Here is a 21,084-nt window from a genome sequence, read left to right as displayed (position 1 = left end):
GGGGAATGCTAGATGCCGCGCTGGAGCCTCGATGATCTCAATCGACCCCTTCATTCCATAGAGCTGATTACGACAGACGTGTTCGATACCCTCTTGTTGCGCAATGGCCTGTCCCAGCGGTCGCGCATCATTGCGGGTGAAAAGACGTTTGCCCGCTTTCTGCAAGGCCAGGGTTCGCCCATGGGCCCCGACGAACTGATCCGGGTCAGACTGCTTGCCGAAAAGATGGCCTACCGTGCCCTGAACATGGGCGGCGGTCGGGGCGAGGTGTGCCTTTCCGATATCATCTGCCGCCAAGTCGCGATTCTCGGGCTGTCGCGCTCCGTAATAGAGAAGCGGCTCGCTATCGAGATTGAAATCGAAAAGCGGGCGCTTTTTGCGAACGGCGATTTCGCCATGTTGTTGAGGCGCCATCGTCAAGCCGGTGTGAGGGTCGTGGCGATCACCGATACGGGGCTGTCCGGTGAAAAAGTCGGCGAACTCATCGACCATTTTCACGGTCCGGGCCTTCTGGACGAGATCTATTCAAGTGCGGATCTGAAGGCCAGCAAGCGGCAGGGCGACCTGTTTTCCCTGGTTCTAAAGGCTGAAAGGGTGGACGCTTCGCGCACCCTGCACATCGGCGATGACCTCCTTGCCGATTGCTTCGTACCAAAGAGCATGGGGATACAGACCATCCATATGCCGAAGAACCGCCTCAAGCGGCTCGTTTCGAAAGGCAACGGAGCCCTGGCCGAAGGGCTGCGGCAAGTCAGAAGTGGATCGGCCTCCCGCCGGGCCATACCCCCAATGGGCGATCAGGTTCACTTCGGGGAGCATGTATTCGGTCCGATCGTCGCAGAATTCTGTCTCTTTTTATGGCTGTATGGGCAGCAGGTGAGTTCGGACCGTGATGCGACGATGCTTTTTTGCGCGCGCGGGGGACTTGGCATACGGGAGGCTTTCGAACGTCTCCAATCCGTGCTTGACCTGCCTCTTTCGTTAAAACGCGAGAACATCCTGATTTCGCGCCTGATTGCTGCCCGCTCAGCGGTGGCGGCCAGAAGCCCGGCTGTCCTCGATGAACTTGCGCGCGAATTCGAATGCGCAAGTTTCGCCGCCGTTGCGCATGCGCTCGGCAACGGTTCTTATGATCTACCTGACGAGTGGCAGCAGGTTTTCGATGCGAGCCGCTTTTTCGACATGCTCGATACGGCTGCCGGCAGCGCTGTCGCGCAAGACATCGACAGTCAGAATGACTGCTTCAAGATCCATGTCGGGCAAATCGCAGGTGATGCCAAACGTATTATCCTCTGTGACACCGGACTTTACGGCAGCACCCAGAGGCTTCTGTCCGCCGGACTACCGGAGCATCGTTTCGAGACGGTGCAGTTTGCACGATGCAATTACAAGGGGCTTAACGAAGACCATTTTACCAATGTGGCGGGTCTCGTGGTGGAGGATCGCTTCTACGATCCGTTCAAGACGAGGACGGTGGTCCTGCGGTACTGGCATATCATCGAGAGTCTTTTTGAGCCGGCCATACCTTCCGTCAAAACCCTCAGCATGGGACATGACGGCATGGTGATCGGTAATTCGGGAGAGATTCGCTTCGGCAGGCTCGATCCAGCCGCCGGCAATCCGCTTCTCACCGGCGCGCTACGCTATATCGATGGTCTCTCCAGCGGCGCGCAGGTTCTACGCGATGCGGATCGGGCCTGGCTCAGACTTAAACAAGCGATCATAAATCCATCCAAGGCGGATATGGCCGCCTTGGGCGTCGCGCCCCGATCGGTTGATTTCGGGCGAGGCGAATTCATCGCGACGGTTACACCGGCGACACGAGCCGGGATGGCACGCAAGTTGATGGCCGTGAAATCCCAGCTGTGGCGCGAAGGAGCGATTGCGCAGGAGTTTCCGCGGTTGAAGCCAGCCTTGCTCCGCGCCGTTGGAATGGCGCATGTGCTTCGAGGCTTCTCGGCCAAACTGAACCGTTGAAGAGCATTCGAGGAGAATACCAACGACGAACGACGCAGGCTTCCTTGTTCATGGAGCCGGTAGTGAGATAGAGGCATGGTGAAGAATGCTTGCGTTCGCAGCTCTCAAAGGAGCCAGTTGGCTCGTCTTTTCTCGCTTCGTCGGGCGGTTTATCGACTTTTTCAACGTACTCATCCTGGCTCGCCTGTTGTCCCCGGCGGAGTTCGGGCTGGCGGCGCTCGCAATGGCGCTGGTCGTGGTCATAGATACCGTTCTGGAGGTCCCGGTCACCCAGGCGCTGGTGCGACTGCCGAAGCTCGATAAGAGCCACCTTGATACCGGCTTCACACTTGGTGTGTTGAGAAGTTCGGCGATCGCCGTGATCTTCCTTGTCGCGACCTGGCCGTATTCGCTGCTGAATGGAAATCCCTTGCTTGTTCCGGTGATCGCCGCCATGGCGCTCAGCCCTATCGCGAAGGGATTCATGAGTCCTGCCATGGTGCATTTTGCCCGCGCGCTCGAATTCCGCCCGACATTCGCGATCGAAACGATCAGCAAGCTCTGCGCTTTTGCGGTCGCTGTCGCCACCGTAGCTGCCGGAGGCGGCTATTGGGCGATCGTCGTCAATTTCGTGACCACCGCATTTGTCGCCACCGTCGCCTCTTATGCCGTGGCCCCTTACAGACCTGCGTTCTCGCTGAGCCGGCTCTCGGATTTTGCGGGCTTTATCGGCTGGTTCAGCTCGGCGCAACTGGTGTCCGCCTTGAATTGGCAGTTTGATCGTTTCCTGATTGGCTCTGCCGGAAACAGCGCCATGCTCGGTCGCTACGCCGTTGCAAGCGACATCGCCGTCATCCCGACCCAGAGCATCATCGGCCCGGCGCTGCAGCCGGTCATGGCAGCGTTTTCGCAGATCAGTTCGAATGCGGACCGAATGAGGACGGCTTTCCTCAAGGCAAGCCGTTTCGCGATGCTGATTTCGCTTCCAGTTTGCGTCGGCCTCTCCCTGACGGCAGATCTCGTGACCGCTATCCTGCTCGGAGCGCAATGGAGCGACGCGGCTCCTTATCTCAGCCTGCTCGCCCTTTCGGTCATTCCGATACCCTATTTCCAGACGCTCTATTCCGCGAGCCTCGCTCTCGATCGTCCCTCCGTCATTTTCAGGCTCAACGCGATCGACCTGTGCTTCCGGGTCGTTCTGATCTCCGTCGGCTTTTATCTTCTTGCAGCCCATGGAGCGAGCATTGGCCGAATCCTGGTCGCTTCCGTCATGGCTGTTTTCTACGTTGTCGAGGCACGGCGGCTGTTCGGGCTGGGGCCTTGGCAGCAGCTCCGGAACCTCTGGAAAGTTCTGACTTCCGCGGCTGTCATGGCAGTTGTCGTCATCTGGCTGCGAACGGGAATGCCGGCGTCCGGTCTGCCCGTCGCGATACAGCTTATCGCGGTAGCGAGCGCGGGTACCGCCACCTACCTCGCCACACTGTTCGGGCTGGGCATGCGGATTGCCCTTACAGCCGGAAGACCTGATCTGGTCGATCGATAATCCGCTCAGATCAGCGCCCGAATGAGCCCGCGCGTCGAGCGGGTCCCGGCGCCCAGACGATAGGCAAGCGCCTTTCGGGCCCGATCTCTGGGAAGCAGACTGATGGCCGTGAAAAACAGTGTCATGGAAACCTTCATCCGCAGCGGGTTTTTGTCCCGCCACAACCGCCCCACAAGCCCAGACAGGCTGGCGAAGGAAATCCGTTCGTCCTCCGCCACCGCAAGATAAAAGCGCCGCTCACGGTAGAAATAGGCATGCTCGGTGGATACGAGACCGGAGCGATGGCCATAGTCTGGCAGGATCCGGCGTAGATGCTCCGTCCTGGCGACGAATCTCTGAAGATCCCGATGCAAAGCTTGTGTATTCAATTCGTCACCGAAGCCGGAATCGTTGCGGTCATGGACCCGGTAAAGACCGAGCGGCTGCGCCAGGCTCACCACGTCGCCGATGAACGGAGCCGCGAACAGAATAATGCCATCGACAGCCCTGTCATAGTCTGCGTCCTTCAGGAGCTCGCACACGTCGCGTCTGAAAACATTGCCCGAGGTCGGAGGGGTCGCGTAGACACCGGTACGCAAGACCCGGCCCGCCAGTTCACGCCCTCTGAACGCCTGGAGTTCGGGTATCGGGCCGCTGATGACATTGCCGTCGCCATCGATCCGCTTCAACGGAAACTGAAGTTTCGCAACGCCGTCGTCCAGGTGGGCGAGGATCATCTCCAATGCCTGCGGAAGAAGCTCATCATCGGCATCCAGAAATAGGACGAAGGGTGCCTGTGTCTGCTCGAGGCCAAAAAGACAGGCCCTGCGCTGACCGCCATTTGTAAGCCGAAACGCACGCACCCCCAGCTCGCGGATCACCTCCCACGAACCATCGGTTGAGCCGTCGTCGATCACGAGGATCTGGCACTGCCGGCACTTTTGCGAGAGGACGCTTTCAACCGCGCGCCTGATGAATTGCGAATAGTTGAAGCAGGTGATGATGATCGCGAGCTTGCAGATACTGCCCTCCGGATCATCCGTGGATTGTTCAGATCCGAGGGAATCCTGCGCCTGTGGAGGTGTTTGCGGGGAAGCCATGGGGTCTGCGGTCATGACCTGACCCTGTTGACTACGGTGCCGATCACCGGCGCGCCGGCGCGCCGCAGCTGGTTGTGAACGTCCTTCACCTCCTCAATTGTCGTGCGTCCGCTCTTTGCGACGATCAAGACAGCATCGGCATGAAATGCCAGCGCCAGCGCATCCAGGGATGTATCAAGGGCCGGAAGATCGAAGATGACATCTCCCTTCAATCGAGCCGATTCCAGAATCCGCAAGACGCTGGGATGGCGGAAATCCGCAAAAATATCGATATGCGGGTCTGTCGAGTGGATCGGCAGAGTGGCAATGCCATCGAGATTGCCGAACGACAGCTGATCCGCCTTCAGTCCTGAGATTGCCACGTCGGCCAGGGAGGTTGAGGAACTGGATGTTTCTTCGACCAAGGACGGCAGCCCCGAATAGAAGAACGTCACATGGTGGCCGCTTCGGCTCAGAAGCTGCGCCATGCTGAGAGACAGGGTTGAAACGCCGGTCGCAGCCGTTGCCCCGATGAATGCAATCACGATGTTTCTTTCCCGCCGTTGCGATGCGCAGGCGACATCGACGGAGGTTTTCAAGTCGCGAATGACGCTGGCGTATCGTTGGAGCGCGGGGCTATCGAAACGCCACCCGATGCCTGCCGTCTTGCCGGTGTCCGGAACCGTTGCCAGGCACGGAATGCCGGTTTCCTGCGAGAGTTCCTTCGTATCGCGCACCCGTCGATCAAAGGCCACGTTGATGGCTATGGTCGACATACCAATCAGAAACCCCAGCAGCCCACCTAATGCGGCGATCAGTGCCTTGCGCGGGCCGGAGGGATCGAGTGGCGGAAGTGCGGCGCCGATGATCCGAGCATCGGCATCCGGTGTGGCCAGCACGGGTAACGTGCCGTTCCTCATTGCCTCCCGGGCAGCGTTGACCTGGGTAGCCAGCGAGTCCAGTCGTCCCTGCAGCGTGTCCGTGCCAGCTCGTGCCATCTGCTCTTTTGAGGCAATCGATTGGAGGATGTATCCCGACGCCATGGCGTTTGCGACACGGGCAGGAAGGTTCTGATTATATGACCAGAATTCGATTTCGACGACATAGGATTGCCCCACCCGCCGCGCGCTCAGCCGTTTGACGAAATTCGCGAAGGCAATGCGGCGGGCGTTTTCGTGGGGGTCGGCGGCCGGGTCCAGAGCATCCTCGGCCCGCCTTGATGTCTTGCCAAGCGTTGTCAACCCGTTGTCCACAAGCGTCGACATCGTGTCCTGCACCTGAACCGCCAGCCCGGTAAATTCCTTCGGCGGCCGGGGGCCGAGTTCGGCGTCGCCCTGAAGAACAAGGCTGTCGAAGACGGCGGATAGAAGCCGCTCCGAACGGATGATCTGCAACTCGCTTTCGGCGCTGTTCAGGTCCAGGTTCTGTTGCCCGCTGATGTCGCGGTCGGCGGAAGCAAATTGCCGCGGCTCCAGCAGAAGCGTTGCCGTGGCATTGTACACCTTGGGAAGAGAGTTCGCATAAAGAAAGGCGAGCAGGAACCCCGCCGCCGTGCACGCGACAAGCCGTATCTTGTTACGCCACGCAAGCGCGACCATCAGGCGCAGTAGCGCGAGAGGACCTTCCCCGGGATCGCCTGGTGGCGCGCGATCCGTGCGCCACATACGGGAAGCTTCCTCCAGAGGGCCAGGCCTGTTGAACGTCATTTGGCCTTCCCTCCGGCTCGCAGCGGACGAGCGCTGAAGACTGGCAACCGGGCAGCGCGCTCAGGCTCCAGACGTCCCCGCAGAACATCCGCAAAACCTAAGAGATTGCCTTTGACCCTCCCGCGACGATCGATAAACGGTTCCGCCCATAACAGCCGGCCGAAATTGCTGGCGATGTTGCGCAGAACCTGGTCGGCAACCTGCGCAAGCGTCATGGTGCCCTTGCGCATCATGTAAAGTGGGTTGACGATCTGCGAATATCCCAGCCGCTCACCGCTCACGCGGCCGCTCTTGACGCCCATATGGACGCCACAGGCCTCGTCCGATTTGATGAAGCGTCCACCCTGCTTGGCAAGCGCGGCCGCGAAATCACGATCCTCCAGCCAGCCGTACAGGACCAGCCGTTCGTCGAACCTTGCGTCGCCGATGGCGGACATGCGGAAGGCCATGTTGCAGCCATAGGGACTGTAGGGTTCATGCCACCTCGAGCCAGGGGATGGCGCACGATCGAGAAGGCGAACGGCCTCATCGAAGGGGATGCCGGGGCCTTTGATTCCGTCGGCGATCACGTGCCCCGTCAACCCAACGAGGCGGCTTTCATCGCGAAACGCGCAGACGGCGGATGCCAGCCAATTTGCGTGGGCGACGAAATCGTCGTCGAAAAAGACGACCACGTCCGTTCCGGCAGGCAGGTTGGTGAGCGCTCTGTTGCGTTGGGCTGCAAGGCCCGCCTTTCCTGTGACGATCGTCACCTTGGGATCGGAAACCAGATCGCCGACGTCGGACGCATCCGCGCAGGACACCACCAACGTATCCGGCCGAACCGTCTGGGTTGCGAGAAGATGGCGTACCGTCACACTGATGACGGCCGGGCGACCGCGGGTGGCGATGACAACCGCCAGGCTAAGTTCCGTCGACCTTGGCGATTTATGCGGAACAAGGTCTTTCGCGGGGTTCTGAAGCAGTTCCCGATAACCCGCTGCGGTGTTCGTCCAAGAGAAGTTGCGCACCTGCTCCAAGCCCCGACCGCGCAGCTCGCCTTTGAGCAGATCGGACCCCTTCAGGGCCGCGATATGCCTGACCCACTCCTCCGGCTGGAAGGGAGAGGCCATCAGCGCCGCCGCGCCGCATACTTCAGGCATGCTGGCGCAATCGGACGCCACGACGGGGCAACCCAAGGCCATGGCTTCGACAATGGGCAAGCCAAAACCCTCGGTGATGGAGGGGAACGCCAGACAGAGTGCGTGTTTCAGAAAATAGGCTAGATCGTCGTCCGACACCCGCCCCACGAGAAGGAGGTTGGGCCGTTTTTCGAGAAGGTCGGAGGCAAAAATACCGGCACTTCCGCCGGCGACGACGATGTCGATATCCAGGTCGTCAAGAGCCGCTGCAGCCTTCACCAGCAAGCCAAGGTTCTTGTGTTGGGCACGAGAGGCAAGCGCGAGAACGAATTGGCGGCCTCTTGCGACTATGGCACTGACCATTTGCAGCGCGACCTCCGCCAGCCCGGCGTCCCACTCTAGAGCGTGCTCATGGCCATTGGGAAGGACGGCAATGTCTTTCTGCCGGACAGGCAGGTAGCGTGCGAGTTGCCGGGCCGATGCGTGAGAGACGGTGGCGATGCGGGCGGAACGTCGAACCAGGAGCGGATGCAGTCGGGAGTAGGCCATACGGAAGGTGCGGCCATAACTTTCCGGGGCGGCGAAAATGTTGGCGTCATGGATGCAGACGATCTGATCCTTCTTAAGGACGGGCGCCGAATTGCAAAGATTGAGCAGCGGCCCCTGGCAAGTCCGGGCAAGCACGGTCTGCTCCCACGCGTGCCCGCCGAAATCACCGGCGGTGACCAGCGGAAGTCGGGCAAAACCCGGGTCCGGTGTGCCGACGGGCGCGATTATCGGCAAGCGCTCATCATGACCGGAGGTGCGGTCGAGAGCCTTGACGACATTCATCGCATAGCGCTGAACGCCGGTCGCACTTTGCGTCAGGAACCGCCCGTTGATGGCGCAGTGCTCGATTGAGCTCACGACTGCCCTCCATCATCGTTCGCGCGGAAAGAAGGGGCAATGTGCGGGTACCAAGGGCGATGAACGAGGGAGCCCCGCTCATCTGCCAATTTTCCGGTTTGCAAAAAACAAGACCACGGCGATAAGCAGATGGCGGTCTCTTTTTGCTGAAGGTTTCTGCTGACGATCTCAAAGCTGGCTTGCAAGATGTACTGATCCCCAAAGCTATTGCATTGCGTCTGCCGTATTGCGCCCGCTCCCGCGGAACGTCCGCCATGTGCTAACCGCCCCGGCTGGGGCGGGTTCAATCAATAGCTGCCGTGCGCGCGCAGGACCGCCGGAACGGTCTTCGCCATGATGACGATATCTCCCCAGATGCTTTGTTCCCGGACATAGCGCATGTCGAGTTCGACGCGTGCGTTGTAGCTGATGTCGTTGCGGCCGCTGATCTGCCAAAGCCCAGTCAGGCCAGGCCGAACCCGGATGTAATCCACAAAGTGGCGACCATAGAACTCCGCCTCGCTCGATACGATCGGGCGCGGGCCGACGATGCTCATATGTCCCAGTATGACGTTCAGGAGCTGCGGTATCTCATCGGCGCTGCTCTTGCGCAGCAGGGCGCCGAGCGGCGTAATCCTGGGGTCGTTCTTCAGTTTGCGCGTGGCGGCCCATTCCGCCCTCTCCGACGGATTGGCGGAGAGATGCCGAAGCAGAGCTTCATCGGCATTGGGGACCATTGTCCTGAACTTGAGACAAGGGAACATCACCCCATTCTTGCCGATCCGGCGGTGCCCAACGAAGATTGGGCGGCCCTGGACGGCATAAAGCAGGGCGATCAGCATCACGATCATCGGCATGAGAACGATAAGGGCAATAAGGGAAATAACCGTGTCGAGAGCCCGTTTCAGATAGACCGAGAGGCCATGGGACGCCTCGTTTCCGATCCTCGGGAAAGCGAATTGTTCGGGTGCCTGAAGATGGGAGCCGTTCATCGCATTCAAATTACTACTGACATTGATGTCATTCATCTGCGTGCTCCGTACTCTAGATAAAAGACGAAAGGGTATGGGCAGACAATCTATAGCGGCATCCACACCCACGTTAGCGCCTGGTATTTCATTTGACAATACTTTTATTGCGGCGCACTATTTAGGCATCATGGAATGTATCGGCACTATTTACCGATACATGTGCGAGTTAAACTGCACATTCCGGGGTAGATAATCTTATCTACTTATTTCGATCTAGAGCGTGAGCCAAATTGCTGCAATGGCTGATGAATTTGGCCGTTGCTCGGTCATGGGGAGACTTCATGCGGGTGGCAATCGTCCATTACTGGTTGGTCGGGATGCGGGGCGGCGAAAAGGTCCTGGAGGCGCTCTGCCGGATTTATCCGGGCGCCGATATCTATACCCATGTGTATGATCCCACTGTAATTTCAGCGGAAATCCGGAAGCATCGCATCCAAACGACCTTCATTGATTCCTTGCCCTACGCGAAGCGGATGTACAAAAAATATCTGCCGCTGATGCCCATGGCTTTGGAGCAGCTGGACCTCAGCGGGTATGACCTCGTCATTAGTAGCGAGTCGGGTCCTTCAAAAGGAGTAATACCTACCTCGCCAGCCATCCATATTTGTTACTGTCATTCGCCCATGCGATACATTTGGAACATGTACAATAAGTACTATGAAACCTCCGGAAGGTTGACGCGGATGATGATGCCGCCGTTGGCGCATTATTTGCGGACCTGGGATGTCGCGGCGGCCAGCCGTGTCGATGAATTCATCGCCAATTCCACGACGGTGGCGCAGCGGGTGAAGAGCTATTACCGCAGGGATGCGCACATCATCCATCCGCCCGTCGATACCCAGGCTTTTCGACCGGTCGTCACCGGCGACCTCGAGGATTATTATCTGATGGCTGGGGAACTGGTGAGCTACAAACGCCCGGATCTCGCGGTGGAAGCTTTCAACCGGATGAAGGCGAAGCTGGTGGTCATCGGCGGCGGCGAGATGCTGGCTCGCCTGCGCAAGATCGCTGGACCGACCGTGACGATCATGGGTGCCCAGCCATTCGACGTCCTTCAGCACCACTACGCACGCTGCAGGGCACTCGTATTTCCGGGCGAGGAAGATTTCGGCATCGTGCCCGTTGAAGCGATGGCAAGCGGTCGCCCTGTCATCGCTTACGGACGGGGCGGAGCGACGGAAACCGTCGTCGCCGGCAAGACCGGTGTATTTTTCCCCATCCAATCGATCGAGGCCGTCATCGATGCCGTGGAGCGTCTCGATAAAATGGATCTCAACCCCGCCGATGCCGTGGCGCGGGCACAGGATTTCAGGACGTCGGTTTTCATCGACAAATTCAGGTCCTACGCCAATCATCTGACCGGGCAGGGGCCGATCTGGGATGACGTGCGAATAGCTTAAGCCAATTGGAGAAACAGGAGTGACCGGATGCAGCGACTGAGCTTCTTGCAGCGCCCGTTTGCGATGTATGTCAGGCCATCGTCCGCGCCAGCCTCGCGGCTGTGCTACCTGGCCAAGTTTCTCCTGATGCTGATGGCCTGGCTTGCGGTTTTTTCTCCGGGCAATCCGGCAGGTGCGGCCGACTATACGCTCGGGCCGCAGGACGTTCTTAAAATTCGTGTTTTCGAATGGCGGCCGAATGCCGGAGTGGCGTTCGAATGGGTGCCGTTGACAGGTGAATTCGCCGTTTCCGCGGCAGGCACGTTGTCGCTTCCGATCATCGGCACCGTTTCGGTCGCCGGCAAGACGCTGGATGACGTAACAGGCTTGATCGGGGAGCAGCTTCAGAAACAGGTCGGTCTACAGAAGCGGCCCAATGCTTCCGTGGAGGTCTCGGTCTACCGGCCATTCTTCGTCACCGGCTTGGTGTCCAAGCCGGGGAAATATGGCTATGTGCCTGGCCTGACGGTGATCCAGGCAATCAGCATGGCTGGCGGGCTCGGGCAGGGAGATCCCGAAATGCTTGCTCTCCAGCGCGATGCGCTGGTCAGTCACGGGGACCTCGGCCAACTGGAGTTCGAACATTATGGCCTTCTGGCGCGTCAAGCGCGTGTCGAGGCGCTTTTGGCCGGCGCGACCACGATCTCGTTCCCGCAGGATCTGACATCGCAAGCCTCCCGACCGGCGTTGGCGCGCGTGATGCAGGATGAGCAGGCATTGTTTGAGACCCGGCTGCACCTGATGAACACGGAACTCGAAAGGCTTGGTCAGGCCAAGATTCTGGCCAAGAACCAGCTCGAAACCCTGCGGCTCAAGGAAAGCTCGCTCGCCAGGCAGACCGAAATGGCGGCAAAGGATCTGAACGCCGTCAACAAGATGGTGTCCCAGGGGCTGACGGTATCGTCTCGGCAACTGGGCGCAAACCAAAGCCTCGCGGATCTCGAAAGCCGCAGCCTGGATGTCTCGCTTGCAATTCTCAAGACGCAGCAGGATCTCGCCAAACTCGATCAGGAAATGGGCGATTTTCGCCAGAAATACAGAGGTGACGCGCTTACCGAGGCCGTGGACCTGCGGGATCGGCTGGCGGCCAATTCCGAAAAGGCGAAAACGGCGCGTGCGCTTCTGGCAAACATCGAATTGCGCGCTCCCGCCGCCCTTGCCGCACTGGAAGCCGACGGCGAGCCAGCGTTTCTCATCAAGGTCAATCGGACAATCAATGGAGCGATGCAGACCCTGGTCGTCAGTGACAATGATGAGGTGGGTCCGGGCGACGTCGTGCGGGTGGAAAGGCGAGCGAGAGATACTCGGCCGAAGAATTTCTAAACCGCAGTCGGATCCGACAGCACAAAATAGCCATCCGGCTGGGAGCCGGAAGCCCGCCGATTCCCGCTTGCTAGGAACATTCAGCACATGTTAGAATAAAATTCTCAAATACCGGAGACGAAACTGGTCAAAGGACGCTGATGACTTGGGTCTTGGTCATTGCATTCATCATCGGCTTGCTTTGCGCAGCCCGGTTACCAATTTTGATCTTCACGCTTTTCGTTCTGGCAGTCGTCATCGTTTTGGCGACAACCGCAATTGTTCTCGATTATTCGATATCCGATACGCTGACCTGGGCGTTCCTGGCGGCGGTGGCGCTTGAGGCGGGTTGTGTCGCCATGAATGGAATCTTTTATCTGCTCTATGTCCGGAGGCGGGTAAACGGGCGGGAACAATCCTCGCTGGGCGCGAATTCGAAATACTGCGGAGAATGAGAAGCTCAAGACCCCCGCATATGAGCGCGGTCACGCGATGCTCCGTCACTCGGCTCCAGTATTTCCGGCGGTTTTCCTAAGGGTGGAAAGCGCAAGGCGTTGGGCCTCTGCCATTCCGTAGCGAAAGCGATAACCGGCCTCCTTCAGGCGCTGGTTGGAAAAGCGCATTCGCCACAGAGGGTTTCTCAAAGGCAAGGTTCTAAATCTCAGGAAATCGTGAAGCCAGTCGGCGACCGCCGGTATCGGCATGCTTCTATAGCGTCGGTCACGACTGATGGCGAAAGCCTTTCGCATGAAATCGATGTGCCGTGGGTCGGGGCAATCATCCTCCGCAAGGTTATAGACCTCGACCTGACCCGGCAGGCCGTGTCCCGCCAGGCCTCGCACGATAAGCCAGATCATCGCGTCGGAGACGTCGCGAACATAGATATGATGTGCATGGCGATGTGCGCCGAGCAGTCGCTTGACTGGATTCCAGTCCCGAATGCCGATGATCTGGTTGATATCGACGACCACGGCGGGCCGCACGATCGTAAAGCGGGTCTGTCTTGCAACGGCGCGCAATGCGAGCTCGCCTGCCAGCTTGGTTCGCCCATACATTCGAACATAGTCGAGAGCCCAGTATTGCGAGGGGATATCCCGGTCGGCGGTCAACACCGGCGAGGCCTCATCGATCAGGCGCTTTCGTCCGCTCCCGTAAACCGAAACGGTGCTCGCATAACAGAAGGCGGCAACACCCTCACGCTCGCAGGCTTGCGCAAGTTGTCGGGTGGCCTCGACATTGACCTGCTGCATGCGCTCCATCTTGCCGAGTTCGGCCGCAAGGTGCAAAACGGCGCAGCAGCCTTTGACGAGCCCATCCCAGTTGTCGTCCGTCATGAAGTCGAACCGTCGCCACTCCAGGAGACCGTCAACCTCGCCTCCATCCGCCGCCAATGGCTTCGATGTGGTGGCTCGTATGGCATAACCGCGTTCGATCAAATCCGCGACGACGATCCTGCCGATCCTGCCGGTCGCGCCGGTCACCAGAACTGGCTTTGCCTTAAGCACATCTGGCATGGGCCGTCACCGGAACTGGTTCTCGATATTGGTGTTTCATCTTGATGTGGTCGGCGAGGCGAACAGCCAGTGCGACGATCATCTGGGTCGGATTGCAGTGCCCGGCCGTCGGGAAGACCGAACTGCCCTGCACGAAGAGACCGCTGACGCCATGCACTTCGCAGTTGGCATCGACGACACCACGGCCGGGCTCCGTGGACATGCGCGTCGTTCCGGTCGGATGGGCGACATCCACGAATGTCGAGGGAATTTCGGCGCCGTCCTTGACCCATTCCTCCAGCTTCGGCGCGGGCAGGCCGGCTTTCGGCAGTTCCTGGACAGCCAGTTCCGCCATTCTGCGCATCGTGCGGGACTCGTCGCTATGGCTGCGCCAGTCCACTCGCGGCAAGCGCATGCCCAGACGATCGTGTCGTTCCGACAAGGTCACGCGGCTATCGGGATTGGGCACCTGCTCGCACATGCATTGCAGGTCGAGTTCGGTCAGCTTGCGCGGGACCCCATTCTTCGCGCCCAGAAAGTCCTTGACCCCCCTGACGAGCAAATTGCTGTTCGCGATGATATTGAACAGGTCCTGCGGCAGCTTCGGGGTGCGCCCCGCCAGGCGTCGCAAGGCATCCCAGGGATCATCCTTCGCCAACACCTCGCCGAGCCAGCCGGCGCAGTTGAGCAGCTGTTCGCGCCGTTGGATATCGGGGCTCAGCCGAAATCCGGCACGAAAGAAATGGCGGCTGACATTGTATCGGCCAAAGCGCTTTTGAAGAGCATCGGAACCCGGCAGCGAAAAGGTCGCCACCGAACCCCTCAGATGGTCCATGAGACAGCGTCCCACCTGGTCATGGTCGTTTCCCACTCCATGAGGTTTCGTCTCATTGGAGTTCATCAGTATGCGGGCGTTTTCTATGCCGCCGCAGCACAGGATCACGACGAATGCGGTCAATACCTGCTGACTGCCGTCGGTTGCCACAAATCGCACGCCGCGGATGGCATCCCCCGATTCCGATACCTGGACGCTCTGCACCGTCGCCCCGGTGACGAGCGTCACATTGGGGCCGATCCGCTTGGCGACGTGACGACCGAAGCGCATGTATTCGTAAGGATAAGCTTCTTCCGTATCCCGGCTGAACTGCCAGAAGACAGGGATCAGGATTTCCGGGTCGAGATCAGGCGCCGGCCGCTGGCGACTGGCAATCGCCCAGAAACGTTCATCATTGTAGCCATTGCCGAAAGCCAGGCCGAGATGGGAGGCAGTGCGCGCCAGATAGGGTTCGAGATCCGCGCCGTCGATCGGCCAGCCGGAATACGGAACCCAAGGCCGTTCTTCATAGTCGACGGCGTCGAAGGGGCCGCAACGTCCACCCCAGGTGTGGGAGCTTCCGCCAACGATACGATTGCGAACGGACCACTGGTCACTGGCACGCGGGCGGCCGACATTGTCGATCTCGTCAAGCGCATCCACCAGGGGATCGCGGGCCATGCCGCCGCTCTCCAGAAGAGTGACGCGCAAGTTCGTATTCGACAATTCCTGCGCAAGCGTCGTGCCGGCTGGTCCTGACCCGACAATGCAGACGTCGCAGGATGGCAGCGGAAGTACAGTTTCTCCAAAAGTCACGTTTAACTCGATGACGGACATCCAGAAAACCTTTGTTGTTGCAATCTCATCGACATTGCATCAATGTTATCGCTCTTGGCGGTGAATAATTTCTTGTTTTCCGCAAGGTTTGACTTAATGTTTCAGCAGGGATGTTTCCGATGTTTTTATGGGAGATTTTCCTTACTATACAGGGTCTTCGGAAAATTCAAAGAGGTTAGGTATATGCAAATAGCAACCATGCCCTACTCCGAAAGACTTAGCCCCCCTACACCTTTGAAGATCCTCTATGTCCAGCCGGGGACGAGTGCCTTCGCCGGTATCGAGAGGGTCGTGGATACGATCTGCTCCGGTCTGATGGATCGGTATGGAAGCGACTTCGAGGTGGACGTCCTCTACACATCGGTTCACAAAAATCGCCCGACGGAGGGCAGGAATTACACCATTATCGACCGCGTGGCTTCGAGCCGGATCGAGCTGATGCGCAACTTCCGGAAGGTCATTGCGGGCAAGGATTACGACCTGGTCGTCGTGCCGCAGATCGAGCCGACGGTGATCTGCATGGCCTCCTGCATCGGCATTCGGCGCCGGTTTGCCGTCCATCTTCACGGCAATCCCAAGCTGGAGCGCAGCCATATCAAGGCCAAGATACTCTTCCTGTTGATGAAGACGCTTTTCCTGCCGAGGATCGCCTCGGTTTTCGGAACCTCGCCGCGGCAGCTCACCTCATTCAATGCGATGTTCAAGAGCAAGCGCCCGCATTATTGGGTGCCGAACCCCGTGCGAAAGTTTGATCTTTCCGATGCCGGCCAGGCACGCGTCGGCGATAACGTCACTTTCATCAATATCGGTCGCTTCTCCTTCCAGAAAGGCCAGGACATTCTCCTCGCCGCGTTTTGCGAGCTGCGGAAAAAGCGCAGCAATGTCCTGCTGAAAATCGTCGGTTATGGTGACGGGGAGGCGGCCTTGCGGGCAGAGATCGACCGCCGGGGCCTCGCGGACGTGGTAAGCCTGGAGCATCATCCTGAAAATCCCCAGCCCGCGCTGGCGGCAAGTGACGTCTATGTATCCACGTCGCGATGGGAGGGGTGGTCGCTGGCGATCTGTGAAGCGTTGCGGTTTGGTCTGCCCGTCATCGCGACCGATTGCGAATTCGGCCCGAGTGATATCCTCGTCGACAGCCGGCTTGGGCTGCTCGTGCCGGTAGATCGAAGCGAAGAGCTCGTGAACGCGATGATTTATTATTGCGACAATCTGCGCGCCGAGCAGGCCCATGCCAGCTTCCGGCAGGAGTTCATTGACTGTTACAGCCCGGAGCGGGTGCTTGAGGTGCATGCCAACGCGTTGCGGAGTGCGGCAGCGGCATAGATCTCTGTGGACCAGCCTGAATGAAACGACGTGAGGTGGATCATGACGACGTTATTGTCCCGCCGCTCATTCGCGGTCGGCGCCCTGGCCTCGGCGGGCCTTGGCGGCGGTCTCGTTTGGAGATCGAAGGCATCGGAGCGCCTGGAGGACCCGACCAGCGGGCGAGCCCTGATATTTGAGGACAATTTCACCAGGCTCGATTGGTCTACCTGGAGCGCCGGTCCGAAGCCGACGACCTCCGATCCGGGCTTTTACGGCCGTTCGGCCTTCGCGAGAGACAGCGGCGAAGAGGGTTTCAATCCCTATGCGATTGTCGACGACCCGAACGCGAGCGATGGCAAGGCGTTGGAAGTGGCTGCAAAACACATCGGGCAGCCGATGAAGGTCCCCCATTATTACGGCAATGAGCTCGCCGAGTTTCAATGGATATCGGGCAATATTCAGACGGCCAAGCGCGATGGCACGATCATGAAAGGTTGGCGGCGCGGCTATTTCGAGGCGCGGATGCTGTTTCCGAGACACCCGCTGACCTGGCCGGCTTTCTGGATGATGAACGGACGCAGCATCCTGCGTCCTCAGACGAGCATCGAAATCGACGTCGTCGAGCACAAGGGCTGGGAACCCACGCTCTACGGAGCCTATCTGCACGAATGGGGGCAACCCGGCGAGCACAACGAAGGAACCGGCGTGCCCACGCCGACCGACATGACCGCCGGTTATTGCCGATACGGCGTGCTGGTCACCGATACCGAATGCACGATCTATTTCGAGCGGCAGCCCATCATTGATACCAGGACCGGAATGCCGGCGGTCTGGACGATCACCCGCTCCGCACAACTCGATGCCGACCAGGATGTGTTCTGGCCGGTCCTCACGCTTGCCCTGCGTTCGGATGTCCCGTATCCGCAGCCACTCTTGCCCGCGGACACGCTCACGCGCATGCGGGTCGATTATTTCCGGGCGTATGCCTGACGGACAAGCTTAAGGCGCGCAATCAACCCACCTTTACGGTCATGTAGCGGCCCGCCGGAGCTGTCAGCCTTTCGTGCTCCGGCTCGGCGCTCGAAAGGCCGGCCAGGATGAAGAACACAAGGCCGAGATCGACGGTCGGCCCCGCAACCATGGCACCGATCATCAGGCAGGCGCAGCCGTTGCGCGCCGCAAGCCGGACATCCGAGGTGAAGGTGCGAGGCATCCCGCGCCGTTTCGAGAATGCTGAGATCGCAAAGAGCAAAAACATGATCGTCCCTGGTATCCCCACATTGGAGAGCAGGGCGAACAGGAAGCTCGACGTGCGTGAGGTACCGAGGCCAACCCCGAGACCGTAAGAATCGAGGAAATTCTGGTATCCATAGGTGTTCCAGGAACCGCGTTCCACCGCGGAAGCCGATGTGGACTTGCTGAAGATGAGCAGGTCAAAATAGTCGTAGAGTTGCCGGAAAAGCGTCTCGTTGAGGGCAATCACCAATGCGATGAGACAAATCAGCGGCGGTGCAAACAGCACGATCGTCGAACTGTTGCGGGTTCCGGACTGCCCGCCACAGCGGAAGAAAGCGGTGACATACAAGATCACGAAGCAAAGCGGCAAAGCCAACAGGCCCGCCGACGACGTAGACCGTATCACCAGCAGGGTCGTGACAAGGAAAAGTGCGCCGCTCCATCTCAGATCGCGCCCGCAGAGCCACAGCGTGCCGGTAAACCCGACGGCGGCGAGGCTGATGCCGGCGAATGCCGACGCCTCCGGCCATGAGCCGACGATACGTTTGACGCCGGCGACGACGTCATCATCGTGAAATGTGTATTGGGCGTTGCGGATGTAGAGAAAAAGGTCTTGAGCCCCAGTGCCATAGGTCGCGATGTCGAGCAGAGCAAAGAAGGCATTCGCGCCGGCGAATAGCAGAACCCCGACGGCGATTGCCCTGAAACCGGCCATGGTGGATCCGATCGCCAGGATCAGGACATAGGCGAGAAGATCTGCGGAAACGTAGACCGCCTGGGTAAAATTGCTGGAGACCGGCCCCAAAGGCACGGTGCTGCCGGTGGATGGATATTCGGAAGAGCCGAGCGGGATGATGTCCGTCATGCGGGCAAGCAGGCGCGGCGCGAAAAAACCCAACACTGTCCCGTAGATCAGCAGACAGGCCAGCCAGAACCCGGGCTTAGGGAAGGACAGTGCCTTCAGCGCGATGCTGAACTTGTCTCGATAGGTCAGGACGCTCAGGGCAAGGAATGCGAGAAAGAGGTGCGCCGGCTGGATGTTTGCGGAACCCATCAGGATCGCGGCTGCAGCACCGAAAACGGAAAGGCCGATGAACACGACGATGCTCGCATGGTATCCCGCGAACAGACAGTAGAGCCCCAGAACGAGCGTAAATATTCCGATGGGCTCCAAGCTCATGCGCGATACCCCTTTCATTCGTTGCGTGGAGCCGAACGTGCTTAACGTCAGGACGCATTGGGGGGACTGTGTATGGTCGCCATGGGTGGCAAGGCATGCAATGCTGCGACGAATCCGCCGAACGACCTCTTCGAAGGCACGCGCTCGATCCGTCCCAAGGCTCGAGCCTTCGTCGTGCTTCGTAGGTTACGACAAAACCCCAGGTCGGTCGTTTTCCGAGCCGAGCCCTAGGTTATCTCCGTATCGCAAGTGGATCGTATCGCTTTGAACCGTCGTGGCAACTGCATCAAAAGGTTTAGGAAGAGCCGACATTCGTCGCAGCCAAATCATTAAGAGTCCTCCGAGAATGAGGATTGCTTTGGCCGGGGGCGAGACGATCTACGATCCTTGGCCGGCTACCGGCTTCACTTGATGATACTTCTCTCTGAAGCCGATGCCGCAGTGGTTAAACGTGCAGTTTGGCCCGTCGCGCTGACCTAGTTCGGAACCGCGGCTGAGCAAAGGCAGATATGGAAGATGTCCCCGAACCCGCGTCCGGCAGATCAAAACCTCTGCGGGGCCGCGCCCTCGATCATCTCCAATGCCAGCCTGACGTCATCTTCGGCGTCTTTCGGCAACGGCAAGATCGGACGCGGCGGCTGGACGTGCGCCAGACCCAGGAGGCCCGCAATGGCGAACATAACGCGGAAGCTGCCGTAGCGCTTGAACAAGGTCCAGAGCGGTTCGAAAGCCTTGTTCAACCGCGCGGTCTCGACAATGTCGCCGGCCCGCGCAGCACGCGTCAGGGCAAGCGCCGGGCCTGGCAGCAGGCCTGCCGCAACGCTGTACCAGGTGTCACATCCGGCAAGCAAGGCATCGGCCGCCCCCCAATCGCCGCTATACCCGATCATGAACCTGTCAGGAGTGACCTGCCGCAGGCGTGCGAGTTCCCCGGCGTAATCGCCACCTGCCGCCAGAGGCATTTTCACGGCGACCACGTTGGGCACCGCCGACAGCCGGGCGATCAGTGCATCGCTGAACGTGAAGCGCGTGGTGCTGGGATTGTTGTAGATGCATAAAGGCAGTTCCCCGGCCTCGGCCACAGCGACGAAGTGCTGAAAGACTTCATCCTCGTTCAGGGGAACGTATGACATGGGCGCCAGGAGCAGGCCGTCGGCGCCGGCGGCTTTGGCGTCGCGCGCCAAAGCCTGAGCGTCGTCGGTGCGCAATGCTCCCACACCCACCATAAGGGGAGTCCTGCCGCCGATACATTCAACGGCAACCGCGACTGTACGTTTGCGCTCTTCCTTCGTGAGGTATGAATAGCCACCCGTGCTGCCGAGCAGCCCTATGGAATCTGCACCCGCGTGATGGATACGCTCGAGAAAACGGGCCAGCGCCTCGGCGTTGACGCGCCCTTCAGCATTGGTCGGGGTCAGGGGGAACGCAGACAGGCCATTGAACAAAGTCATGATCCAACCTTTTCAAACTAAATACGGGAGAGCAGCATGCGCAGCCCCGCGAACGCAAAGAACAGCGACAGCAGGCTTTCGATCCAACGGCGGCAGCGGCGGTACAGAGCCACCATCGGCGCTGTGGAGAAGACAATGGCGTAGCCACAGAAGATCGCGACGCTCAAGACGGCGCAGCCACCCAATATAGCGGCGATGCTTTCCCACGAAGAACTCGGGCCGATGCCCAACGTGACCAGCGCGATCCATGCCAGTACGGATTTCGGGTTCGCCAAATGCATCAAGAGGCCCCGCCGGTAGAGCGCGGCCCGAGAAAGAGCAACGTCATCCGCCGACACGCGCGCCGCCAGCTTCTCGTTCGACATCAGCGCCGAACGTCCCGCCTTGAAGGCGAGGAATAGCAGATACAAGCCTCCGAAAATCTGGAGAGCGATCAGCGCCTGGGCGTACCTGGCCAACAAGGCGGAGATGCCCGTCGAGGCCATCAGGCCCCAGAAGATCGAGCCGCTGACAACGCCGGAGGCAAGCATGAGCGCAGCGCCTCTGCCGCGCGCCATCGCCACGCCCATGATGCGCATGTTGCTCGGGCCGGGGCTACCAGCGGCGATGACATATGCTGCATAGACTATGAGCAACTGATGCAGGTCGGAATTCATTCCTTGAAGCCCTTTAAACCTTATCCAGCATCGAAAGATGCAATAGCTACCGGTGACGATTGTCTTGA

General features: G+C 59.4%; 16 protein-coding genes. 7 read left to right on the top strand and 9 right to left on the bottom strand.

Going from position 1 to position 21,084, the window contains the following annotated elements:
- Positions 1–12 precede the first annotated feature (12 nt).
- Both C5J24_RS28905 and C5J24_RS28900 read left to right on the top strand, forming a co-directional pair.
- Entirely contained in the window at positions 13–1,977 is a 1,965-nt protein-coding gene (locus C5J24_RS28905; protein WP_105422914.1) for a hydrolase, read from the top strand.
- An 85-nt stretch (positions 1,978–2,062) separates the two neighbouring features.
- On the top strand, positions 2,063–3,499 hold the full coding sequence (locus tag C5J24_RS28900; protein WP_105422912.1) for an oligosaccharide flippase family protein: 1,437 nt from the start codon (positions 2,063–2,065) through the stop codon (positions 3,497–3,499).
- Positions 3,500–3,504: 5 nt separating this feature from the next.
- On the opposite strand, the gene C5J24_RS28895 is transcribed toward C5J24_RS28900, so the two are convergent.
- The 4 genes from C5J24_RS28895 to C5J24_RS28880 all read right to left on the bottom strand — a co-directional run bounded on the left by C5J24_RS28895 (position 3,505) and on the right by C5J24_RS28880 (position 9,297).
- Positions 3,505–4,593 carry a glycosyltransferase family 2 protein gene (locus C5J24_RS28895; RefSeq protein WP_245441282.1) on the bottom strand — a complete coding sequence of 363 codons (1,089 nt, stop codon included), beginning with the start codon at positions 4,591–4,593 and terminating at the stop codon, positions 3,505–3,507.
- Positions 4,590–6,263 carry a Wzz/FepE/Etk N-terminal domain-containing protein gene (locus C5J24_RS28890; RefSeq protein WP_105422910.1) on the bottom strand — a complete coding sequence of 558 codons (1,674 nt, stop codon included), beginning with the start codon at positions 6,261–6,263 and terminating at the stop codon, positions 4,590–4,592. The genes C5J24_RS28895 and C5J24_RS28890 overlap by 4 nt, the downstream gene beginning before the upstream one ends.
- Positions 6,260–8,290, bottom strand: a complete 2,031-nt coding sequence (locus C5J24_RS28885; protein WP_245446839.1) for a glycosyltransferase family 1 protein — start codon at positions 8,288–8,290, stop codon at positions 6,260–6,262. The genes C5J24_RS28890 and C5J24_RS28885 overlap by 4 nt, the downstream gene beginning before the upstream one ends.
- A gap of 287 nt (positions 8,291–8,577) precedes the next feature.
- Positions 8,578–9,297 (bottom strand): sugar transferase, encoded by a 720-nt coding sequence (locus C5J24_RS28880; RefSeq protein ID WP_105422908.1) that lies wholly within the window; start codon positions 9,295–9,297, stop codon positions 8,578–8,580.
- A gap of 284 nt (positions 9,298–9,581) precedes the next feature.
- Between C5J24_RS28880 and C5J24_RS28875 the strand changes: the two genes are divergently transcribed.
- From C5J24_RS28875 to C5J24_RS28865, 3 genes are all read left to right on the top strand, one after another.
- Positions 9,582–10,700 (top strand): glycosyltransferase, encoded by a 1,119-nt coding sequence (locus C5J24_RS28875; protein ID WP_245446834.1) that lies wholly within the window; start codon positions 9,582–9,584, stop codon positions 10,698–10,700.
- Between the two features lie 27 nt (positions 10,701–10,727).
- Positions 10,728–12,062 carry a polysaccharide biosynthesis/export family protein gene (locus C5J24_RS28870; protein ID WP_371674849.1) on the top strand — a complete coding sequence of 445 codons (1,335 nt, stop codon included), beginning with the start codon at positions 10,728–10,730 and terminating at the stop codon, positions 12,060–12,062.
- 140 nt (positions 12,063–12,202) lie between these two features.
- Positions 12,203–12,496: a hypothetical protein gene (locus tag C5J24_RS28865; protein ID WP_105422906.1), complete on the top strand. Its 294-nt coding sequence runs from the start codon at positions 12,203–12,205 to the stop codon at positions 12,494–12,496.
- Between the two features lie 45 nt (positions 12,497–12,541).
- Here C5J24_RS28865 and C5J24_RS28860 read toward each other — a convergent pair whose 3' ends face one another.
- Positions 12,542–13,555 carry an NAD(P)-dependent oxidoreductase gene (locus tag C5J24_RS28860; RefSeq protein ID WP_105422904.1) on the bottom strand — a complete coding sequence of 338 codons (1,014 nt, stop codon included), beginning with the start codon at positions 13,553–13,555 and terminating at the stop codon, positions 12,542–12,544.
- On the bottom strand, positions 13,539–15,185 hold the full coding sequence (locus C5J24_RS28855; RefSeq protein ID WP_105422902.1) for a GMC oxidoreductase: 1,647 nt from the start codon (positions 15,183–15,185) through the stop codon (positions 13,539–13,541). The genes C5J24_RS28860 and C5J24_RS28855 overlap by 17 nt, the downstream gene beginning before the upstream one ends.
- Positions 15,186–15,368: 183 nt before the next feature.
- On the opposite strand from C5J24_RS28855, the gene C5J24_RS28850 reads away from it, so the two are divergent.
- Both C5J24_RS28850 and C5J24_RS28845 read left to right on the top strand, forming a co-directional pair.
- Positions 15,369–16,511 carry a glycosyltransferase gene (locus C5J24_RS28850; RefSeq protein WP_105422900.1) on the top strand — a complete coding sequence of 381 codons (1,143 nt, stop codon included), beginning with the start codon at positions 15,369–15,371 and terminating at the stop codon, positions 16,509–16,511.
- Between the two features lie 42 nt (positions 16,512–16,553).
- Positions 16,554–17,483, top strand: a complete 930-nt coding sequence (locus tag C5J24_RS28845) for a family 16 glycosylhydrolase (RefSeq protein ID WP_105422897.1) — start codon at positions 16,554–16,556, stop codon at positions 17,481–17,483.
- Between the two features lie 22 nt (positions 17,484–17,505).
- Here C5J24_RS28845 and C5J24_RS28840 read toward each other — a convergent pair whose 3' ends face one another.
- The 3 genes from C5J24_RS28840 to C5J24_RS28830 form a co-directional block, all read right to left on the bottom strand.
- The gene (locus C5J24_RS28840) at positions 17,506–18,909 is read right to left on the bottom strand and encodes a hypothetical protein (protein ID WP_105422895.1); all 1,404 of its coding nucleotides are present in this window, start codon (positions 18,907–18,909) and stop codon (positions 17,506–17,508) included.
- A 542-nt stretch (positions 18,910–19,451) separates the two neighbouring features.
- Positions 19,452–20,360, bottom strand: coding sequence for a dihydrodipicolinate synthase family protein (locus C5J24_RS28835; protein ID WP_105422893.1), 909 nt, complete (start codon positions 20,358–20,360; stop codon positions 19,452–19,454).
- A gap of 17 nt (positions 20,361–20,377) precedes the next feature.
- Positions 20,378–21,016: a LysE family translocator gene (locus tag C5J24_RS28830; protein WP_105422891.1), complete on the bottom strand. Its 639-nt coding sequence runs from the start codon at positions 21,014–21,016 to the stop codon at positions 20,378–20,380.
- Between the last annotated feature and the right edge of the window lie 68 nt (positions 21,017–21,084).

The organism is Neorhizobium sp. T25_27, from assembly GCF_002968565.1.
Classification (GTDB): Bacteria; Pseudomonadota; Alphaproteobacteria; order Rhizobiales; family Rhizobiaceae; genus Neorhizobium; species Neorhizobium tomejilense.
The sequence above is the reverse complement of the archived record's forward strand: the minus strand, read 5'-3'. Positions and strand labels throughout refer to the sequence as shown.

Excerpts from the sequence above, each read along its gene's own strand:
- C5J24_RS28905 (WP_105422914.1), top strand. The coding sequence starts at position 13 with ATGCCGCGCTGGAGCCTCGATGATCTCAATCGACCCCTTCATTCCATA.
- C5J24_RS28900 (WP_105422912.1), top strand. The coding sequence starts at position 2,063 with ATGCTTGCGTTCGCAGCTCTCAAAGGAGCCAGTTGGCTCGTCTTTTCT.
- C5J24_RS28895 (WP_245441282.1), bottom strand. The coding sequence starts at position 4,593 with ATGACCGCAGACCCCATGGCTTCCCCGCAAACACCTCCACAGGCGCAG.
- C5J24_RS28890 (WP_105422910.1), bottom strand. The coding sequence starts at position 6,263 with ATGACGTTCAACAGGCCTGGCCCTCTGGAGGAAGCTTCCCGTATGTGG.
- C5J24_RS28880 (WP_105422908.1), bottom strand. The coding sequence starts at position 9,297 with ATGAATGACATCAATGTCAGTAGTAATTTGAATGCGATGAACGGCTCC.
- C5J24_RS28875 (WP_245446834.1), top strand. The coding sequence starts at position 9,582 with ATGCGGGTGGCAATCGTCCATTACTGGTTGGTCGGGATGCGGGGCGGC.
- C5J24_RS28870 (WP_371674849.1), top strand. The coding sequence starts at position 10,728 with ATGCAGCGACTGAGCTTCTTGCAGCGCCCGTTTGCGATGTATGTCAGG.
- C5J24_RS28865 (WP_105422906.1), top strand. The coding sequence starts at position 12,203 with ATGACTTGGGTCTTGGTCATTGCATTCATCATCGGCTTGCTTTGCGCA.
- C5J24_RS28860 (WP_105422904.1), bottom strand. The coding sequence starts at position 13,555 with ATGCCAGATGTGCTTAAGGCAAAGCCAGTTCTGGTGACCGGCGCGACC.
- C5J24_RS28855 (WP_105422902.1), bottom strand. The coding sequence starts at position 15,185 with ATGTCCGTCATCGAGTTAAACGTGACTTTTGGAGAAACTGTACTTCCG.
- C5J24_RS28850 (WP_105422900.1), top strand. The coding sequence starts at position 15,369 with ATGCAAATAGCAACCATGCCCTACTCCGAAAGACTTAGCCCCCCTACA.
- C5J24_RS28845 (WP_105422897.1), top strand. The coding sequence starts at position 16,554 with ATGACGACGTTATTGTCCCGCCGCTCATTCGCGGTCGGCGCCCTGGCC.
- C5J24_RS28840 (WP_105422895.1), bottom strand. The coding sequence starts at position 18,909 with ATGAGCTTGGAGCCCATCGGAATATTTACGCTCGTTCTGGGGCTCTAC.
- C5J24_RS28835 (WP_105422893.1), bottom strand. The coding sequence starts at position 20,360 with ATGACTTTGTTCAATGGCCTGTCTGCGTTCCCCCTGACCCCGACCAAT.
- C5J24_RS28830 (WP_105422891.1), bottom strand. The coding sequence starts at position 21,016 with ATGAATTCCGACCTGCATCAGTTGCTCATAGTCTATGCAGCATATGTC.